This window comes from Sorangium sp. So ce381 (assembly GCF_051473845.1).
In the GTDB taxonomy this organism is placed as follows: domain Bacteria; phylum Myxococcota_A; class Polyangia; order Polyangiales; family Polyangiaceae; genus Sorangium; species Sorangium atrum.
The window spans coordinates 10,868,224-10,883,975 of record NZ_CP150336.1; the positions used below are offsets into that span (position 1 = coordinate 10,868,224).

General features: G+C 73.3%; 12 protein-coding genes. 7 read left to right on the top strand and 5 right to left on the bottom strand.

The features are described from left to right. Positions 1-98 precede the first annotated feature (98 nt). From trxB to WMF29_RS40790, 3 genes are read left to right on the top strand one after another with little or no spacing between them, the layout of a single operon-like run. Positions 99-1,058, top strand: coding sequence for a thioredoxin-disulfide reductase (gene trxB, locus WMF29_RS40780; protein WP_437325480.1), 960 nt, complete (start codon positions 99-101; stop codon positions 1,056-1,058). Positions 1,059-1,068: 10 nt separating this feature from the next. Continuing rightward, positions 1,069-2,130: a uracil-DNA glycosylase family protein gene (locus WMF29_RS40785; RefSeq protein WP_437325481.1), complete on the top strand. Its 1,062-nt coding sequence runs from the start codon at positions 1,069-1,071 to the stop codon at positions 2,128-2,130. Position 2,131: 1 nt separating this feature from the next. Further along, on the top strand, positions 2,132-2,707 hold the full coding sequence (locus WMF29_RS40790) for a DUF2085 domain-containing protein (RefSeq protein ID WP_437325482.1): 576 nt from the start codon (positions 2,132-2,134) through the stop codon (positions 2,705-2,707). A gap of 3 nt (positions 2,708-2,710) precedes the next feature. Here the strand turns inward: WMF29_RS40790 and WMF29_RS40795 are convergent, their stop codons facing one another. Continuing rightward, the gene (locus WMF29_RS40795) at positions 2,711-4,021 is read right to left on the bottom strand and encodes a hypothetical protein (protein ID WP_437325483.1); all 1,311 of its coding nucleotides are present in this window, start codon (positions 4,019-4,021) and stop codon (positions 2,711-2,713) included. A 546-nt stretch (positions 4,022-4,567) separates the two neighbouring features. After that, a complete protein-coding gene (locus WMF29_RS40800; protein ID WP_437325484.1) occupies positions 4,568-5,347 on the bottom strand; it encodes an ExbD/TolR family protein in 780 nt (259 codons plus the stop codon). Positions 5,348-5,409: 62 nt separating this feature from the next. Between WMF29_RS40800 and WMF29_RS40805 the strand changes: the two genes are divergently transcribed. The 3 genes from WMF29_RS40805 (at position 5,410) to WMF29_RS40815 (ending at position 9,997) form a co-directional block, all read left to right on the top strand. Beyond that, positions 5,410-6,999 (top strand): AMP-binding protein, encoded by a 1,590-nt coding sequence (locus tag WMF29_RS40805; RefSeq protein ID WP_437325485.1) that lies wholly within the window; start codon positions 5,410-5,412, stop codon positions 6,997-6,999. A gap of 73 nt (positions 7,000-7,072) precedes the next feature. After that, complete coding sequence (locus WMF29_RS40810) at positions 7,073-7,678, top strand: hypothetical protein (protein ID WP_272102385.1); 606 nt, start codon at positions 7,073-7,075, stop codon at positions 7,676-7,678. 264 nt (positions 7,679-7,942) lie between these two features. Then, positions 7,943-9,997, top strand: coding sequence for a hypothetical protein (locus WMF29_RS40815; RefSeq protein WP_437325486.1), 2,055 nt, complete (start codon positions 7,943-7,945; stop codon positions 9,995-9,997). 188 nt (positions 9,998-10,185) lie between these two features. On the opposite strand, the gene WMF29_RS40820 is transcribed toward WMF29_RS40815, so the two are convergent. The 3 genes from WMF29_RS40820 to WMF29_RS40830 form a co-directional block, all read right to left on the bottom strand. Beyond that, entirely contained in the window at positions 10,186-11,103 is a 918-nt protein-coding gene (locus WMF29_RS40820; RefSeq protein ID WP_437325487.1) for an alpha/beta fold hydrolase, read from the bottom strand. Between the two features lie 106 nt (positions 11,104-11,209). After that, positions 11,210-12,880, bottom strand: coding sequence for a multiheme c-type cytochrome (locus WMF29_RS40825; protein WP_437325488.1), 1,671 nt, complete (start codon positions 12,878-12,880; stop codon positions 11,210-11,212). A gap of 100 nt (positions 12,881-12,980) precedes the next feature. Further along, positions 12,981-14,453, bottom strand: a complete 1,473-nt coding sequence (locus WMF29_RS40830) for an MlaD family protein (RefSeq protein ID WP_272102381.1) — start codon at positions 14,451-14,453, stop codon at positions 12,981-12,983. A gap of 124 nt (positions 14,454-14,577) precedes the next feature. Between WMF29_RS40830 and WMF29_RS40835 the strand changes: the two genes are divergently transcribed. Next, positions 14,578-15,735 carry a CAP domain-containing protein gene (locus WMF29_RS40835; RefSeq protein ID WP_437325489.1) on the top strand — a complete coding sequence of 386 codons (1,158 nt, stop codon included), beginning with the start codon at positions 14,578-14,580 and terminating at the stop codon, positions 15,733-15,735. Positions 15,736-15,752 lie beyond the last annotated feature (17 nt).

Here is a 15,752-nt window from a genome sequence, read left to right on the forward strand (position 1 = left end):
GGAGCGCAGGACGCGCGGAGCTGCGGCGCAGCGGAGGCGCGCCGGGCCGCCGGGGCGGTCGACGCGGAAGGCGGTCGCGCCTATAAGATGCCTCCATCATGAGTGAATCGAACGTCCGCAACCTGGTCATCATCGGCTCCGGCCCCGCCGGGCTCACCGCCGCCATCTATGCGGCGCGCGCCAACCTGAAGCCGCTCCTCATCGAGGGCTTCAGCGCCGGCGGCCTGATCCCGGGGGGCCAGCTCATGTTCACGACCGACGTCGAGAACTACCCCGGCTTCCCCGAGAAGATCACCGGCCAGGAGCTGATGCAGCGCTTTCGCGACCAGGCCGCTCATCAGGGCACGGAGATCGTGACGGCGGACGTGACCAAGGTCGAGCTGACGGGCCACCCCTTCAAGATCTGGGTGGAGGACACGCTCTACCTGACGAAGGCGGTGGTGGTCGCGACGGGCGCGCGCGCCAACTACATCGGCCTCGAGAGCGAGGACAAGCTCAAGAACAAGGGCGTCAGCGCCTGCGCGGTCTGCGACGGCGCGCTCTTCCGCGGCCAGGACGTCGTGGTCGTCGGCGGCGGCGACACGGCGATGGAGGAGGCCACCTACCTGTCCGGGCTCTGCAGCAGCGTCACGCTGGTGCACCGCCGCGACGAGTTCCGGGCGTCGAAGGCGATGGTCCAGCGCGTGGTCGAGAACCCGAAGATCAAGATCCTCTACAGCCACGTGGTGGAGGAGGTGCTCGACGTGAAGGCCGATATGGTGACGGGCGTCCGCGTGAAGAGCACGAAGACCGGCGACAGCCACCTCGTGCCGGCGGCGGCGATGTTCGTCGCGATCGGCCACACGCCGATGACCGATCTCTTCGTCGGGCAGCTCGACACGCACCCGAACGGCTACCTGAAGACGGCGCCGGGCTCGACGCGCACCAACATCCCGGGCGTCTTCGCCGCGGGCGACGTGCAGGACTGGAACTACCGCCAGGCCGTCACGGCCGCTGGCACGGGCTGCATGGCCGCCCTCGACGCGGAGCGCTGGCTCGCGCAGCAGGGCGGCCACTGAGGGGACGACCATGGTCGAAGCGCTGCGCGAAGAGCTCGCCGATCTGACCGCCTCGGTCCGGGCGTTCCTGGAATGGCACGCAACGACCGGCGCAGACGGAATGCCGGGCCACCCTGCAGCGCTCCACGAGGCGCTGGGTGCGGCGTCTTCGGAAGGCGCTCCGCCGGCGCCTCGGCGGCCGGAGCGCGGCTTCTCCGGGCTGGATGCGCCCTCGCCGCCGATGGCGCGGGGGGGCAGCGGCGCGGCTTTCTCGCCTCCGGAGCAGCGCGGTGGCGCCGCGGGCGCCCCTCTGCCGCCTCCGGAGCAGCGCGGGAGCGCCGCGGGCGCCTCCCCGCGTCCTGAGCAGCGCGGCGGCCTCGAGTCGCAGGGGGCGTGGTCGCCGGCGCAGGCGCAGCGGGGTCCCGAGCCGTCGCCCCGGCCTGCCGTGAGCGCCGCACCGGCGCCTCGCGCGGAGACGGCTGCGCGCGCGAGCGCAGCGCTGCCGGACACGAAGGAGGAGCGCGTGGCGCGCCTCGCGCTCCTCGCGGAGGAGGTCCGCACCTGCCAGAAGTGTCCGCTCCACGAGGGCCGCACCCACACGGTGTTCTCGCGCGGAGACCCGAGCTCCGAGGTGGTGTTCGTCGGCGAGGGGCCAGGGGCGGAAGAGGACCTGCAGGGGCAGCCGTTCGTCGGCGCGGCCGGGCAGCTGCTCGACAAGATGATCGCGGCGATGGGGTACCACCGCGACGAGGTCTACATCTGCAACATCGTGAAGTGCCGGCCGCCGAAGAACCGGAAGCCGGAGCCGGCCGAGATGGCGGCCTGCAGCCCGTACCTCACGGCTCAGCTTGCGCTGATCAAGCCGAAGGTGATCGTGGCGCTCGGCGCCACCGCGGTGCAGGGGCTGATCGGCACGAGCGAGGGGATCACGAAGCTCCGCGGCACGTGGAAGCTCTACAAGGGCTCGATCCCGATCATGCCCACGTTCCACCCGGCCTACCTGCTGCGCCAGCCGGGCGCGAAGCGAGAGGTCTGGAGCGATCTGAAAGAGGTGATGCGCCACCTCGGCAAGAGCGCGCCCGACAGGGGCTGAGGTGGCCGCGTGCGCTTCCGGGCGCGGGCAGCCGGCGGCGCAGGTACCCGCCGCCGGGCGCGTGGGCGCCGAGCCGCGCGCGCTCGCCGCTGTCGGCGCAGGCGCCGAGCCGCACGCGCCCGGCGAATCGAGCCCGGCCGAGCAGCCCTCGCTGCTATCGATCGTGCGCTGGGCGCTGGTGTTCCTCGGCGCCCTGCCCTGGTGCCTCGCCCTCGCGCGGAGCCGGGCGCCGCTCGGAGAGCTCGGCGCAGCGCTCGATCGAGTCTTCGCGCCGCTGTGCCACCGGATGCCCGAGCGATCCCTCGCGCTCGACGGCGTCGTCATGCCGCTCTGCAGTCGCTGCGCTGGCATCTTCGCCGGGTTCGCCGCGGGCGCCGCGATCGCGCGCCCTCGCCTGGCGGTGACGGCGTGGCGCCCGATCCTCATCGCCCTCGCCGCGCTGATGGCGGTCGACGTGGCGACCCAGGACCTCGGGCTGCGCCCCGTCTGGCATGCGAGCCGCCTCGCCACGGGCGTGGCCTTCGGCTACGCCGCGTCCGCGGCGTTCCTCGCGCAGATCGCTCGCCGCCCGCTCTGAGCGCTACTTGCGGCCGCCCATGGCCCTGCACTCGTGGATGGGGCCCTTCGTGGCATTGCGAACGCAATCGCTGTACGCGGCGAGGCCATCCTTCCACTTGCCCGTGTCCTGGAGCGCCGAGCCCAGGTAGAGGTAGGGCAGCGCGTCGCTCGGATCGGCCGCGATGGCCGCGCGGGACGCCTCGATCGCGTCCTTGTACCTGCCGCGGTTGAGGAAGCTCAGCGCCTCCTTCTTCAGCTTGCCCGCGTCCTCGGCGCTGGCCGCCGGCGCCTCGGCCTTCTCCGCCGCAGCCTTCTCTGCCTCGGCCTTCTCCGCCGCAGCCTTCTCTGCCTCGGCCTTCTCCGCCGCAGCCTTCTCTGCTTCGGCCTTCTCCGCCGCAGCCTTCTCTGCTTCGGCCTTCTCCGCCGCAGCCTTCTCTGCCTCGGCTTTCTCCGCTTCGGCGGCCGCCTTCACCGGATCGGGAACGGCACCTGCCCCCTTCGCAGAGGGCTCCATCAGCGCCGACTCGGTCTGCGCGGGCGTCTTCGCCCGTCCTGGAGCGGGGGCACCCGCGGCGGCCAGGAGCTTCGTCTCGACGGGCGCTGGCTTCGGAGCCGGCGCGGCCATCGCGACCGGAGCAGGCGAGGACGGCTTGCTCGAGAACACCGCCTTGGCGACGACCGCCACGGAGATCACCCCGGCGAGCCCCGCGACCGCCGCGACGATCCGACGAAGGCGCGCCCGCCGGGCGAGGGTCTCGGGCGACAGCTGATGAACCACCACGAGGCGCTCGTCAGCGTGATCGTCGGGGCCGCTGGCCACCTCGGCGAGAGGCGGGAACGACTCCTCCTCCTCGCGCCGGAAGAACGCCGCCGTGGGCGAGGAAGGGTCGATCAGATCGAGCGCATCCGAGTCGGGCGCCAGCTCATCGGACGGGGACGCAAGGGCACCCGGCTGGTTCGGGGCGCCGGCTTGTCGAGCCACGATCAACAGGTCGTGATCCAGCGCCTTGTCAGGGTCCGCGTCGTCCGTGCCGCCTGGAACGGCGCGCTGCGCGGCGAGCGCCTCGGACGCCGGCGCAAGTGCGGCGACCGGCGCTGCCGCGGCGACCGGCGCAGGCGCGTCGACTGGCGCTGCCGCAACGACCGGCGCTGCCGCAACGACCGGCGCTGCCGCTGCGACCGGCGCTGCCGCTGCGACCGGCGCTGCCGCAACGACTGGCGCTGCCGCAACGACTGGCGCAGGCGCGGCGACCGGCGCAGGCGCGGCGACCGGCGCTGCCGCGGCCACCTCCGCCACGATCGGTGCAGCGGGCGCCTCGAGAGCCGGCGACACGGCGGGAGCATCGTCCTCAGCGGCAGCCGCTAGCGCAGGAGCGGCGGAACACTCAGCTTCCTCGGCGACGACGTCCGAGCCGTTCGCGGCCGGCCTCGCGGAGTCCCTGGTCGCGACGGCCGGCCCCTCAGGCGCCGCCGACACCCGCGGCTGGGAGGCCCGGGGACGGAGACTCCGGCCCCTGTTCGCGCGGGCCGATCCAAGAAGTCGCTTCGACATGTCCGAACCATCCTCCCGTGATTGTCACGCCCCCGATGGCGCAGGGGACCGGCGACTCGCCCTATTCATGATCCAGGCCGACCCCAACGGCGAGCGCTCACCCGCGCATTTCCGTGCCCTCGCAGCACCATCGCGTGTGCCGGATCGTGCCGCGGTCACCCCAGCCAACCCTACCCGCGCTCGAACGAGCACACACGTGATCTCGCCCCGCCGCGTCCGACAGCCACTTCGCAAAAATGCGCACCGAGCGCACCCGCTGCCCGATGCGGCCGGTGCGCCCCGAAGGCACGGCGGTCCAGGCGATGGAGCCCCCCGGCGCCATGCACGTCAGCCTCCACCGAGCTGCACCGGCCGCCCCGCGACCGGGGCAGCGCGGAGCAGGACGAGCGTGTCGAGCTTCTTCTTCGCGTCGGAAGCCATGACCGTGCCCGCCAGGTTGTGCGCCATCTCCCAGGGCACCTCGTCGTCCGCCGAGAAGAAGGCCACCGTCGCGCTGCACGCGGCGATGTCCTTCGTGAGCTGCTCGCCTGTGTTCGAGAGGTCCGGGCCGGCGAGCCCCTTGCGCTGCTTCTTGCCCAGGCCGCCGCCGAACGGCCAGATCGCCGTCGCGAGGTCCTTCAGCACCATCGTGCTGACGGCGCAGGAAGGCGGCTTCGACGCGCGCCCCTCGGGCACCACCGTGATCTCCTTCGGGAGGTCGTCTCGCCCGTCGGTCTTGATGACGACCTTCGGCGCGCCGGCCGCGCCGAGCTCCGTCACGACGGCGGCGACAGCGCTCGGCTTCGCCCTCTTGTCGGCCAGCAGCGTCACGGGCTTGCCCTCGATCGGCAGCTCGCGGATCACCTTCGTCAGCTTCTCGGGCCCCTCCTTCTGCGCCAGATCCACGCGCTGGCCGCCGATGTAGGGGCCCATGGAGTCGACGAGCAGCTCGGGCATGCCCTTCGGCTTCGGCGGCTCGACGGGCGCCTCGACGCTCGGGGCCGCCGTCACGGCCGCGCCAGGCCCGGAGGGCTTCGGCGCGCTCTCGCACGCCGCCACGGCGAAGATCAGGCCGGCGGCGACCGCGAGGCGCGGCGAGGCGCTGAAAAGGAGGCAGGAAGCTCTCATGACGCGGCAGTGTAACCAACCGGCCTGGCTCCGCGCACCTCCGCTGTGCGAGAGTTCGCGCGATGGCTTCCCCGCTCGTCGACCGGCTCGCGCAGCTCGGCTCGTCCGCCCGAACCGCCGTCGAGGACGAGCGGGGGCAGACCACCTTCGCGGCGCTCCTGGAGCGAGCCCTCCGCGTCCGCGGCGCGCTGCTCGCCGGCGGCGCGGGTGAGGTCGATAACCCGAGCTCGCTGGAGGGCGAGCGGATCCTGCTCCTCGTGTCGCCCGGCGCGGCGTGGGTCTCGGCGTTCCTCGGGACGCTCCTCGCCGGCGGGATCGCGCTGCCGCTGTCGGCGCTCTATCCGCCGGCAGAGCTCGAGTGGCTCGCGAGCGACGCCGGCGTGCGGCGGATCATCACCGACGGCGATCTCGCCGGCGTGGCCGCCCCGATCGCGCAGGGCCGCGCCGTGCTCCGCGTGGAGGACCTCGAGCGCGCCGCCCCGGGGCGCGACGCGGCGATCTCCGACATCGCCGCGGACGATCCGGCGCTCCTGCTCTACACGAGCGGCACGACCGGCAAGCCGAAGGGGGCGCTGCTCACGCACCGGAACCTGGCCGTGCAGGCGGAGCTCCTGCGCGCGGCCTGGGGCTTCTCGGATCACGACATGCTGCTGCACGCGCTGCCGCTGCACCACCTCCACGGCGTCGTCATCGCGCTCATGACGTCGCTGCTCGCGGGCGGCGCGACAAGGATGCTGCCGCGCTTCGACGCCCGGCGCGTCGCCGCCGAGATCGAGCGCCGCTCGGTGACGTCGTTCATGGCGGTGCCGACCATGTACCAGCGGCTGTTCGAGCACGTCGACCGGGGCGGCGCGCCCGGCTTCGCCGCGGGGGCGCAGGCCCTGCGGCTCGCGACGAGCGGCTCCGCGGCGCTGCCGGTGACGCTCGCCGAGCGCTGGCGCGACCTCACCGGCACGATCCCGCTCGAGCGCTTCGGGATGACCGAGATCGGCGTCGGCATGAGCAACCTGCTCGATCCAGGCGCGCGGCGGGCAGGCTGGGTCGGCTTCCCGCTGCCGACCGTCGAGGCCCGCATCACGGACGACGCGGGCAACGCGTGGGCGCCGGGCGACCCGCCAGCGCCGGGCGGCGGCGCCGCGGTCGCGCGAGGCGAGCTCTGGATCCGCGGGCCCAGCGTCTTCAAGGGATACCTCGGGCGCGAGGACGCCACGGCCGCGGCCTTCCAGGACGGCTGGTTCCGCACCGGCGACGTCGCGGAGCGCTCGGCCGACGGGTGCTTCCGGCTCCTCGGGCGTACCTCGGTCGATATCCTCAAGAGCGGCGGATACAAGCTGTCTGCCCTCGAGATCGAAGAGGCGCTGCGGGAGCACGGCGCGATCGCCGAGGTCGCGGTGATCGGCGTCCCTGACGAGGCGTGGGGAGAGCGCGTCGTCGCGGTCGTCGTCGCCGCGCCCGGACGAGAGGCGGAGTGCGCCACCGGACCGCTCCGCGCCTGGGCGAAGGAGCGCCTCGCGCCCTACAAGGTCCCACGCGAGTCGATCGTCGTGCGGGCCCTGCCGCGCAACGCGATGGGCAAGGTCGTCAAACCAGAGCTCGTGAAGGCCATCGCCGCGGGGATTGCCGTCGATGAGCGCGGCCCGCTCGCGCGGTAGAGACGCGGTAGTCGCCGCTTGACCGACGCGCTCGGCTCCGGCCTACTCGACGCCAATGCAGACTGCCAGCCCCATGGTCCAAGCCCAAGCCGCGTACGGCGGCCTCGCAGTTCAACCGTTCTCGCACCCCACGTACACGATCAAGCGGCCTTTCTGGTCGCTGCTCGGCCGCAAGTTCCACGTCTATGCGCCCGACGGCTCCCTCGTCTGCTTCGTCAAGCACCCGCTGCTCAAGCTGCGTGAGGAGTTCACCCTCTTCGCGGACGAGTCGGAGTCGCAGCCGCTGCTCACGATCCGATCGCGGCAGGTCATCGCCCTCAATCGGTGCCTCGACGTCCTCGACGCGCGCACCGGCGAGCGCGTCGGCACCATCCGCTCGCGCGGGCTCAAGTCGATCGTCCGCGACACCTGGGACATCCTCGACCCCGCGGATCAGCCGGTCGGGCTGATGCAGGAGGACGGCGCCGCGCTGCTCCGCCGCATGTTCCCGCTCCTCGTCGGGAAGTGGCACATCGAGCTCCACCAGCAGGAGGTCGCGAAGGTGAAGCAGGTGTTCCGGTTCTTCGTGAAGGAGTTCACGCTCGACCTGTCGATGAACCAGGGGCGACTCGACGCCCGGTTCGCCATCGCCTGCTCCCTGCTCGCCCTCATGGCCGAGACCGCGCGCGAGTCCCGCTAGGCCCGCCCGCCGGAGGTCCGGCCAGGGGATCGGGAGAGAGATTTCAACGCGAAGTCGCAAAGTCGCAAAGACGCAAAAAAGAACAGATTTTGTGCATTTTTGCGTCTTCGCGCTCTTGGCGTCTTTCCGTCAGGACCTCTCTTCGTTTGCGAGACAGATCCCTGGCGGGATCTGTGACACGCGGAACTAGGGCCGGCGCTGTCGGCGGTCGCGCGATCGCCGAAACTTGGCCCATTTCCGCGAGCTCTGCGAGGGTCCCGCGCGATGCGCCTCGATCCTGTCTCCCGCCTCGACTCCGCCTCCGAGGAGGGCCGACCGACGTCCCCCCCTGCGCCCCCGTGCGGCACGGCCCGCTTCGCCCCGAGCGGGCAGGGCGCCGACTCCGAGCGCGAGCTCAGGTCGCAGCGCTTCCTCTGGGCGAGCGCCCCGGCGGCGCCCGACGGGCAGCTCCGCGCGACGATCGAGGAGGCCGTCGAGCTCGCGCTGGCCCTGCGCGGCGCGCTGCCGCCGCGGGTCCAGGCAGGCGCGCCGGTCGAGGTGGTGATCGCCGACCAGATCTTCCGCGCCAGGGCGCTCGGCGCCGCGGGCCTCGCCGTCGCCCTGCCGCGCCTCGCGGCCGGGCGCGCAGCCTCGCGATGCGCGCTCCACCCGGACGACAGCGCGACGCTCCTCGCCTGGCTCGGCGCGGCGCGCGAGGCGCCCGTCGCGCTCGTCTTCGACGCGGACGACAGGTCCGCGCAGGTGCTCGCGCCGGTGCCCCTCGCGGATCTCGTCGAGAGGAGCGCGTGCGACGGGTACGGCGCGATCTCCTCCGTGTCCCCGCGCGGGCAGGCGCGGAGCCTCGCGGCGCGCGGGGAGGAGCGCCCCGTCGGGCCGGCGCAGCCGAGCGCCGCAGCGAGAGCTCCGGTCGAGGCGCTCCCCGCCGGACCGACAGCGCTGGACGACGCGCGCCCGGCCAGACCGACAGCGCTGGACGACGCGCGCCCGGCCAGACCGACAGCGCTGGACGACGCGCTGCAGGCCGGGCCGACAGCCCCGGACGAGGCGCTCCGGGCCAGGCCGACGGCCCCCGAGACGCACGGAGCCGCTGCGTCGACCGCCTCCGCCGAAGGGCGGACGGAGGGGCGGCTGCGCGGCGTGCTGCCCCCCCGCTCCTCGAGGATCCGCCGCGCGGACGCGCCGGCGGCCGTCGCCGGGAGAGGCGCCGTCGCGGCGCGGGCGCCGGGCGCGAGCACGCCGCCCGCCGCGGACGAGGCGGCCGCGATGGCGCCCGCCAGCGCCGAGCCGGTCGCGCCGGCCGCCGAGCCCCCCGCGCCGCACGAGGAGCACGGCGCAGGGACGACGCTCAGGCCGCCGCGAGGGGCGCACGAGGCTGCGCCGAGCGCGCCGAGCGCGCCGAGCGTTGACGCGGCCCAGGCGGACGCCGACGCGCCCCCGCAGGCGCGGCGGGAGCGGAAGGCGCCGCGCGACCGGGTCCTCAGCGCGGCGGAGTGGCGCGCGCTCGCCGTCGAGCTCGACAACGCCCGCGGCCCCAAGCCGGTCCGGGTCATCGAGCAGCTGTTCGCGACGCACTACACGCCGCTGCTCGGCGCGACGCTCGCCGGCGAGACAGACGCCGCGGTGCGCGGCGTCGTCGACAGCTGGAGGACCAGCTTCGAGCACAGCTACCGCGAGGCGTTCTCGGCGCTGCGCGTGACTGGCAAGCGGCCGCCCATGGTGTTCGATGCGCCCGACATCGCCGCCCGCATCGCCCGGCTCAACGGGGCGCGCGGGGTGAAGCTCCTGCTCGTGGACGCGATGCGCTTCGACCTCGGCGAGCGGGTCGCCGCGCACCTGAGGGAGATGATGATGGATCGGGCCATCCTGGTGGAGCGATCGCTGCTGTGGGCGGCGCTGCCGCCGACGACGACGGCGCAGATCTCGCTGCTCGCCCGCGGTCCTGACGGGCTCCGCGAGACGATGCCCCCGAGCGAGGCGGAACCCGCCATCGCCCGCGGGCGCGCGGTGGCGACGCTGCGGCGCGAGCGGGTCGGGTCGCGCGAGCTGATGAAGCTCGACCTCGTGGAGGCGCGCCTGCGCGCCGCGGGCCCGCCGCTCGCCGAGCGGATCGAGGCCATCGCGGAGGAGGTCGCCGACGTGGTCGCGCGGTTCATGGCCAGCCTGCCGCCGCGGACGCTGCTGCTCGTGTTCGGCGACCACGGGTTCCGCATGACGCCGATGGGAGACGGCAGCGCGACCGGCCCGGCGTCGCAGGGCGGAGGCTCGCCCGAAGAGGTGCTCGTCCCGGCGCAGGCGTGGCTCGTCGGCGGCGTGCACTGAGGCCCTCGACCGCGATCCTCCCATCCCGGACCGCGATCCTCCCATCCCGGACCGCGATCCTCCCATCCCGGACCGCGATCCTCCCATCCCGGACCGCGATCCTCCCATCCCGGACCGCGATCCTCCCATCCCGGACCACGATCCTCCCCTCCTGAACGGCGCGGCGGTGTCGCGCCACCGCATGAGGGCTACGGGGATGAGGCTGCACCGGCCGAGAGAAACGCCGTGAGCGCCGGGAGGACGAGCGCCGGGTCCTCCAGGTGGGGCGCGTGCCCGAGCGGCACCATGTGCAGCGTGGCGCGGGGGATCGCCGCGGCCGCGGCGATGCCGATCGGCGCCGGGAACACGTCGTCGCGCTCGCCCCAGAGCACCAGCGTCTCCGCGTCGATCTCGCCGAGCCGCGGGAGGCGATGGGGAACGGCGCCGAAGGCGGGGAACAGCGCGTTGAACGCGGCGACGGGCGCGACCCGGCCGTCGGGCACGGCGTAAAACTCGCTGTGCAAGGCGGCCAGACGCTCGCCGAGCGGGGTGGGCCGCGGCGGATGGATGCGGCGGAAGAGCGCGGGGCCGAGCACCCGCACCAGGCGCTCCGGCGGGGCGCGGAAATAGGCGCGGCTCCAGGAGGTCATGACGGGACCGACCCCCATCGCGCCGATGAGCACGAGCCTCCGCGGGCGCGCGCGCTTGCGGAGCGCGATCTCCGCCGCGACCAGCGCGCCGAGGGAGTGGCCGACGAGCGCGGCGTCGCCGAGATCCAGCTCGAGGAGGAGCTCCTCCACGGGATCGGCGAAGAAGCGGAGCCCCTCCTCGAAGCCCCCGCCCTCGAAGGGCGGAGACGAGGCGTGGCCGAAGCCCGGCAGATCCACAGCGACGACGCGGTGGCGCCGCGCGAGCTCGGGGAGCAGCGGGAACCACGTCGTCGCGGCGTTCCCGCGGCCGTGCAGGAGGACCACCGGCGAGCCGCCGCCGCCCTCCAGGTAGCGGAGCGTCGAGCTCAGCGCGGCGCGGCGGTGCACCGCGAACGGGGGCGCGCCCGCGGTGAGCTCCGCAAGGATCGCGCCCTCGACAGGGCCAAGGCGGGAGACGACGGCGTGGACGTTCGTCACAGGCGCATGCCGTAGCGCGATCGAATCGGCGCGGGAATGCCGCAGCCCGGAAGCAGCCCAGAACCAGAAGAACCACGAGGAGAGGGCCACCGTCGCGCCCCCTCCTTCAGTCCCTGCCGTGCCCGGGGCCGAGGATGAGCTGCATCTTGGCCACGGGATCGAAGCCCTCCACGTGCGGCGGGTGGTGACACTGCGTGACGCAGCTCTGGGGCGGGGGCGAGAGCACGATGAGCCCCTTCTTGTCGGGATCCTTCGCGTGCAGCGAGCCGGGACCGTGGCACTCCTCGCACTGCACGTTCTGCAGCGAGGCGTTGTGCGTCACCGTGGAGCCGCCCGGCTTGGCGTACCCGGTCACGTGACAGCTCACGCAGTCCAGGTTGAACTCCTTGAAATCCTGCTGCAGCGTGGCGTAGGCGCGCGCGTGCGCGGTGCCGTCGAAGACCTTGCGCTCCTCGTCGTGGCAGTTCGTGCAGGCGTCGATGCCGATGTAGCTGGCCTCGCCCTTCGCCGGCTTCTCGGGGACGCGATCCGCGAAGGCCTGCTTGTTGTGGTCGTTGACCCGCTTGTAATAGGCGAGGAGCTGCCCGGCGACGTCCTTGTCGGCCCCGAGCTTCTCGCGCACCTCGACCGAGCTGTAGCGGAAGAAGCTGCCGGTCACCTTCGTCTCCGCCGCCTCGAGCTGCGCCTTCTCGGCCCGGAGCTTCTCGAGATCCGCCTTCCGCGCCTCGACGTCCTTCGCCGCGACCCGCTTGTCGCCCTCCCAGCCGTTGAGGCGGATCTCGAGCTCCCGGATGCGCTCCGACAGGCTGATGAGCGCCCCGGCCTTCGCGACGCCGCCCGCGTCGGCGAACACGAGCGGGCCGCTGCCGCCGCCTCGGACGAAGAGATCCACGACCGCCACCGACTGGAGGTGGTTCGGCGTCTCCACGACCAGCGTCGACCCGATGATCTCGGGCGGCTTTGGGCCGTCGTTGCCGTCGCCGCGCTCGCTCGGCTTGCCGAGCACCAGCACGTGCAGCTCCGGCACGTTGTCCGCGAGCCGCAGCGCCTCGCCCCTGGGCAGCGCCGCGAGCCCCACGAAGACGCTCGCGCCCTGCTTCTTCGCCTCCTCGACGCCCGCCTTCATCGCGTCGATCGCCGGGGCGGCCTTGACGCCGTCGGGGTAGGCGCCGGCGCGGCCCTTCGGGTCGCTCACGCCGATGAGGCCCACCTTCACGCCGGAGACGTCGCGCACGACGACCCCCTGGACGTCCTTCGCGCCCTCGAGGTTCTTGCCGAGCAGCGCCGCCCCGGACTGCTCCTGGTACTTGCCGAGCGCCTCCGCGCCGAGCGCCCAGTCGTTCTCGCCGGGCGCCCACGCCGTCAGCCCGATCTCCTTCGCCGCCAGCGCCATCGCCTCGGCCTTCCACGCGTCCTGCGAGGAGCGCTCCGGCTTCACCTCGGGGTCCGTGAAGAGCAGCGGCCCCGCGCCGACGACGAGCCGATCCGGGGCCTCGCCGCGCTGGGCCTCGATCAGGGCGGCGAGGTGGTCGATGCCTCCGAGCTGGTCCTTCGTGCAACCGCACGGCTCCAGCGCGCCAGCCACGGTGCTGAGCACGTAGAGGCGCACCGTCGGTCTGTTCGCGTTCGCGTCCACGTCCGCGTCCGCGCTGACGGCGGCCGTCGCAGGGAGCTTGCACCCCTGACAGGCCGAAGCGAAGGCCGCCGCCGAGATCGCGGCGAAAGGGATCAAGAGCGCGTATCCGCGACGCACTCCGCGAAGAAGCGAGCGCTTCATGCTCGCGCTATAGCACAGGGGCTCGTGCGCACCGCCGGGGCCGCGCCGAGAGGGCGGGGGCGCGATCAGAAGCTCGACGGCGCGAAGGGCGGGGGCGCGATCAGAAGCTCGACGGCGCGAAGGGCAGGACCGTCTTCAGGTCCGCGTCGTTGAACCGGAGCTGCAGGCCGATGAAGTAATCCCGGCGATCGGCGTTCAGGATGTCGTCCATCCCGCCGAGCAGCCACAGCTTCCGGATGAACTCGTAGGCGAGCGCGACGCGCCAGCGCGGCGACAGCTCCTCGCCGAAGCCGAAGAGGTCCTGGCGGAGCTCGAACCGATCGTCGAGCAGGTGGAGATCGAGGCCGAGGCCGCCCGTCGACTCCTTGATGCCGAACCGGCCCGTGAAGGGGCCGAGCCGCTTCGCGAACTGGAACGAGAACCGGAAGGCGTTCGTCGTGATCGTGCGGACCTCGCGGTAGTGCGCGGGCTCGTTCGGGTTGGTCGTGTCGATGTCGATCTGCTGGAAGTCCGTCTTGCCGCGCGGGTCGTTCACCAGCTCGACGACGTAGTACTTGTCCTCCGCCGGCTGGAGCCTGAGCTCGACGTAGCTCTTGATGGTGTTCGCCAGGAAGTTGTAGTCGGTCCGCAGCCCGACCACGGTCTGGAACCGGCTGAGCCCGCCGACGAGCTCGCCGACGTTCTCGACGACCGTCTCGACCTCGTTGATCAGCGTCTCGTCCCGGGTGATGCGGCCGAGCGTCCCCTCCCCGCGGTCGACGCGCGCGGCGACGCTGTCCACGTGCTTCAGCGCCGACTCGAGGCTCTCGGTCGCGCGGCCCACGCGCTCCGCGGCGCTGCGGAGCTCCCCGGGCTGGCCGTTCCGGCCGGGCACCTCGGCCGCGGCCGTCATCGTGCGGATGTCGCGGGTCACCTGCTCGACGTTGCGCAGGATCTCCCGCAGGCGCGGGCCGGACTCGCCGGTGATCTGGTTGATGTTGTTGATCGTCTGCGTGACGCCCGCGCGGTTCTCGCGCACGGTCGCGTTCATCTGCTCGGTGACCTCGGCGAGGTTGTCGAGGATCTGGGCGAGCCGCTCCTGCCCGTTCTCGGAGCCGACGGTGTTCCTCAGCGTCTCGGTGACGGTCTTGACGTCCTTCAGGATCTCGGCGACCTGCCCCTGCATCGACTGGATCGTCGGCTCGTCGATGTAATAGAGGACCCTCCCCTCGTCGGGGATGCGCGGCTTGCCCTCGGTGCCGGGCGAGAGCACGACGAACGACTCGCCGATGAGGCTCGTCGCGCGCTTGCCGATGGCCGCGTCCTCGTAGAGCGGGACGTCGGGGCTCATCTTGATGTCGATGCGCGCCTGGCCGTTGTAGAGCGAGATCTTGTCGACGACGCCGACCTGGATGCCCGAGATCATCACCCGCGACTGCGGCGATACGCCGATCGCGTCGGGCAGCGTGGCCCAGACCCGGTAGCCGCTCCCGCCGCCGACGTCGCGCGAGACGAAGCGGTACCCGCCGTAGGCCGCGCCCGCGAGCACGATCGTCATCACGCCGACCTTCGCGGCCTTGGAGACCTCAGCCATGCTGCGCGACGGCCACGGTAGCACGAGCCGCCCGCGGGAATGCGCGGCTTTCGCGGCGACGCAGGTGGATGCGGGGAACGCGGGTGAACGAGCGCCGGGGCGGGAAACCTGCTAGCCGAGTCGAATGCGGTCATGGTGGGCCAGCGGGGTGCTCGGCGCGGCGCTCGCCTCCGCGGGCGCGGCGGCAGCGGAGCCGCCGGCGCTCACGTGGGAGGCGACGACGCGCTCGCCACAACCCCCGAGGGCGGTCTCGCCGGAGATCGCCGCGCTCGCGGCGCATTGCGGCAGCGCGGACTCGGCGCTCGCCGCCGTCGCCCAGCGCAACGTCGAGCGGCAGCTCCAGGGCGGGGAGATCATGCCGCCCGACGAGCTCGCGTTCACGCTGCGCGCCGCCGGCGCGCCGCACGCCTGGCCGAGGGGATGGTCCATCTCCGGCCAAGGGCTCGGGCCCGCGGAGATCGGGGCGCGGATCGACGGGTGGCTCTCGGGATGGCCCACCCTCGGGGTGCGGCGATGTGGGGTGGCCCAGGCGAGGAAGCCGGACGGGACGGTGATCGTGGCCGCGATCGGGGTGGACGCGCTCGCGGATCTGTCGCCGCTGCCGACGACCGCGCGGGTGGGGCAATGGGTGACCCTCGAAGCGACGATGCGGGTCCCGGCGACCGCGGCAAAGGTGGTGCTGCTGGGGCCGCGGGGCGCGCCCAAGACGGTGCTGAGCTCCCTCTCGGGCGCGCGGCTCCGCTCGAGCTTCGCGGTCGACCAGCCGGGGAGCTGGCTCGTGCAGGTGCTGGCCACGGTGTCGACAGGGCCGAGGCCCGTGCTGGAGGCGATGATCTTCGCGGGGAGCGCTCCGCCGGGCCGGTTCGTCCGCGCGGCGGCGCCCGGCGAGGACGCCGCGAAGGGGGCGCAGGGCGACGACGACGCGATGCTGCGGATGATGAACGCCGCGCGGGCGTCGGAGCGCCTGCCCGCGCTCGCGCGCGACGCGGCGCTCGCCGCGCTGGCGCGGGCGCACTCCGAGGAGATGATCAAGGCGAAGATGGTGGGCCACGACGTGGGCTCGGGCGATCCGGCGGCGCGCCTCAGGGCGGCCGGGTACGAGGCGACGATCGCGGGGGAGAACGTGGCCAGCTCGGGCACGACCGAGGGAGCGCACCGCGCGATCTGGGCCAGCCCGTCGCACCGGGGCAACCTGCTCGACCCGCGCTACCGGAGGACCGGCGCGGCGGTCGTGCGCGACCCGAGCGGCCGGGTCTGGGTGACGCAGCTGTTCGCAGGGTGACCGCGGGCGTCGCGGCG

Excerpts from the sequence above, each read along its gene's own strand:
- trxB (WP_437325480.1), top strand. The coding sequence starts at position 99 with ATGAGTGAATCGAACGTCCGCAACCTGGTCATCATCGGCTCCGGCCCC.
- WMF29_RS40785 (WP_437325481.1), top strand. The coding sequence starts at position 1,069 with ATGGTCGAAGCGCTGCGCGAAGAGCTCGCCGATCTGACCGCCTCGGTC.
- WMF29_RS40800 (WP_437325484.1), bottom strand. The coding sequence starts at position 5,347 with ATGAGAGCTTCCTGCCTCCTTTTCAGCGCCTCGCCGCGCCTCGCGGTC.
- WMF29_RS40805 (WP_437325485.1), top strand. The coding sequence starts at position 5,410 with ATGGCTTCCCCGCTCGTCGACCGGCTCGCGCAGCTCGGCTCGTCCGCC.
- WMF29_RS40810 (WP_272102385.1), top strand. The coding sequence starts at position 7,073 with ATGGTCCAAGCCCAAGCCGCGTACGGCGGCCTCGCAGTTCAACCGTTC.
- WMF29_RS40815 (WP_437325486.1), top strand. The coding sequence starts at position 7,943 with ATGCGCCTCGATCCTGTCTCCCGCCTCGACTCCGCCTCCGAGGAGGGC.
- WMF29_RS40825 (WP_437325488.1), bottom strand. The coding sequence starts at position 12,880 with ATGAAGCGCTCGCTTCTTCGCGGAGTGCGTCGCGGATACGCGCTCTTG.
- WMF29_RS40830 (WP_272102381.1), bottom strand. The coding sequence starts at position 14,453 with ATGGCTGAGGTCTCCAAGGCCGCGAAGGTCGGCGTGATGACGATCGTG.
- WMF29_RS40835 (WP_437325489.1), top strand. The coding sequence starts at position 14,578 with ATGCGGTCATGGTGGGCCAGCGGGGTGCTCGGCGCGGCGCTCGCCTCC.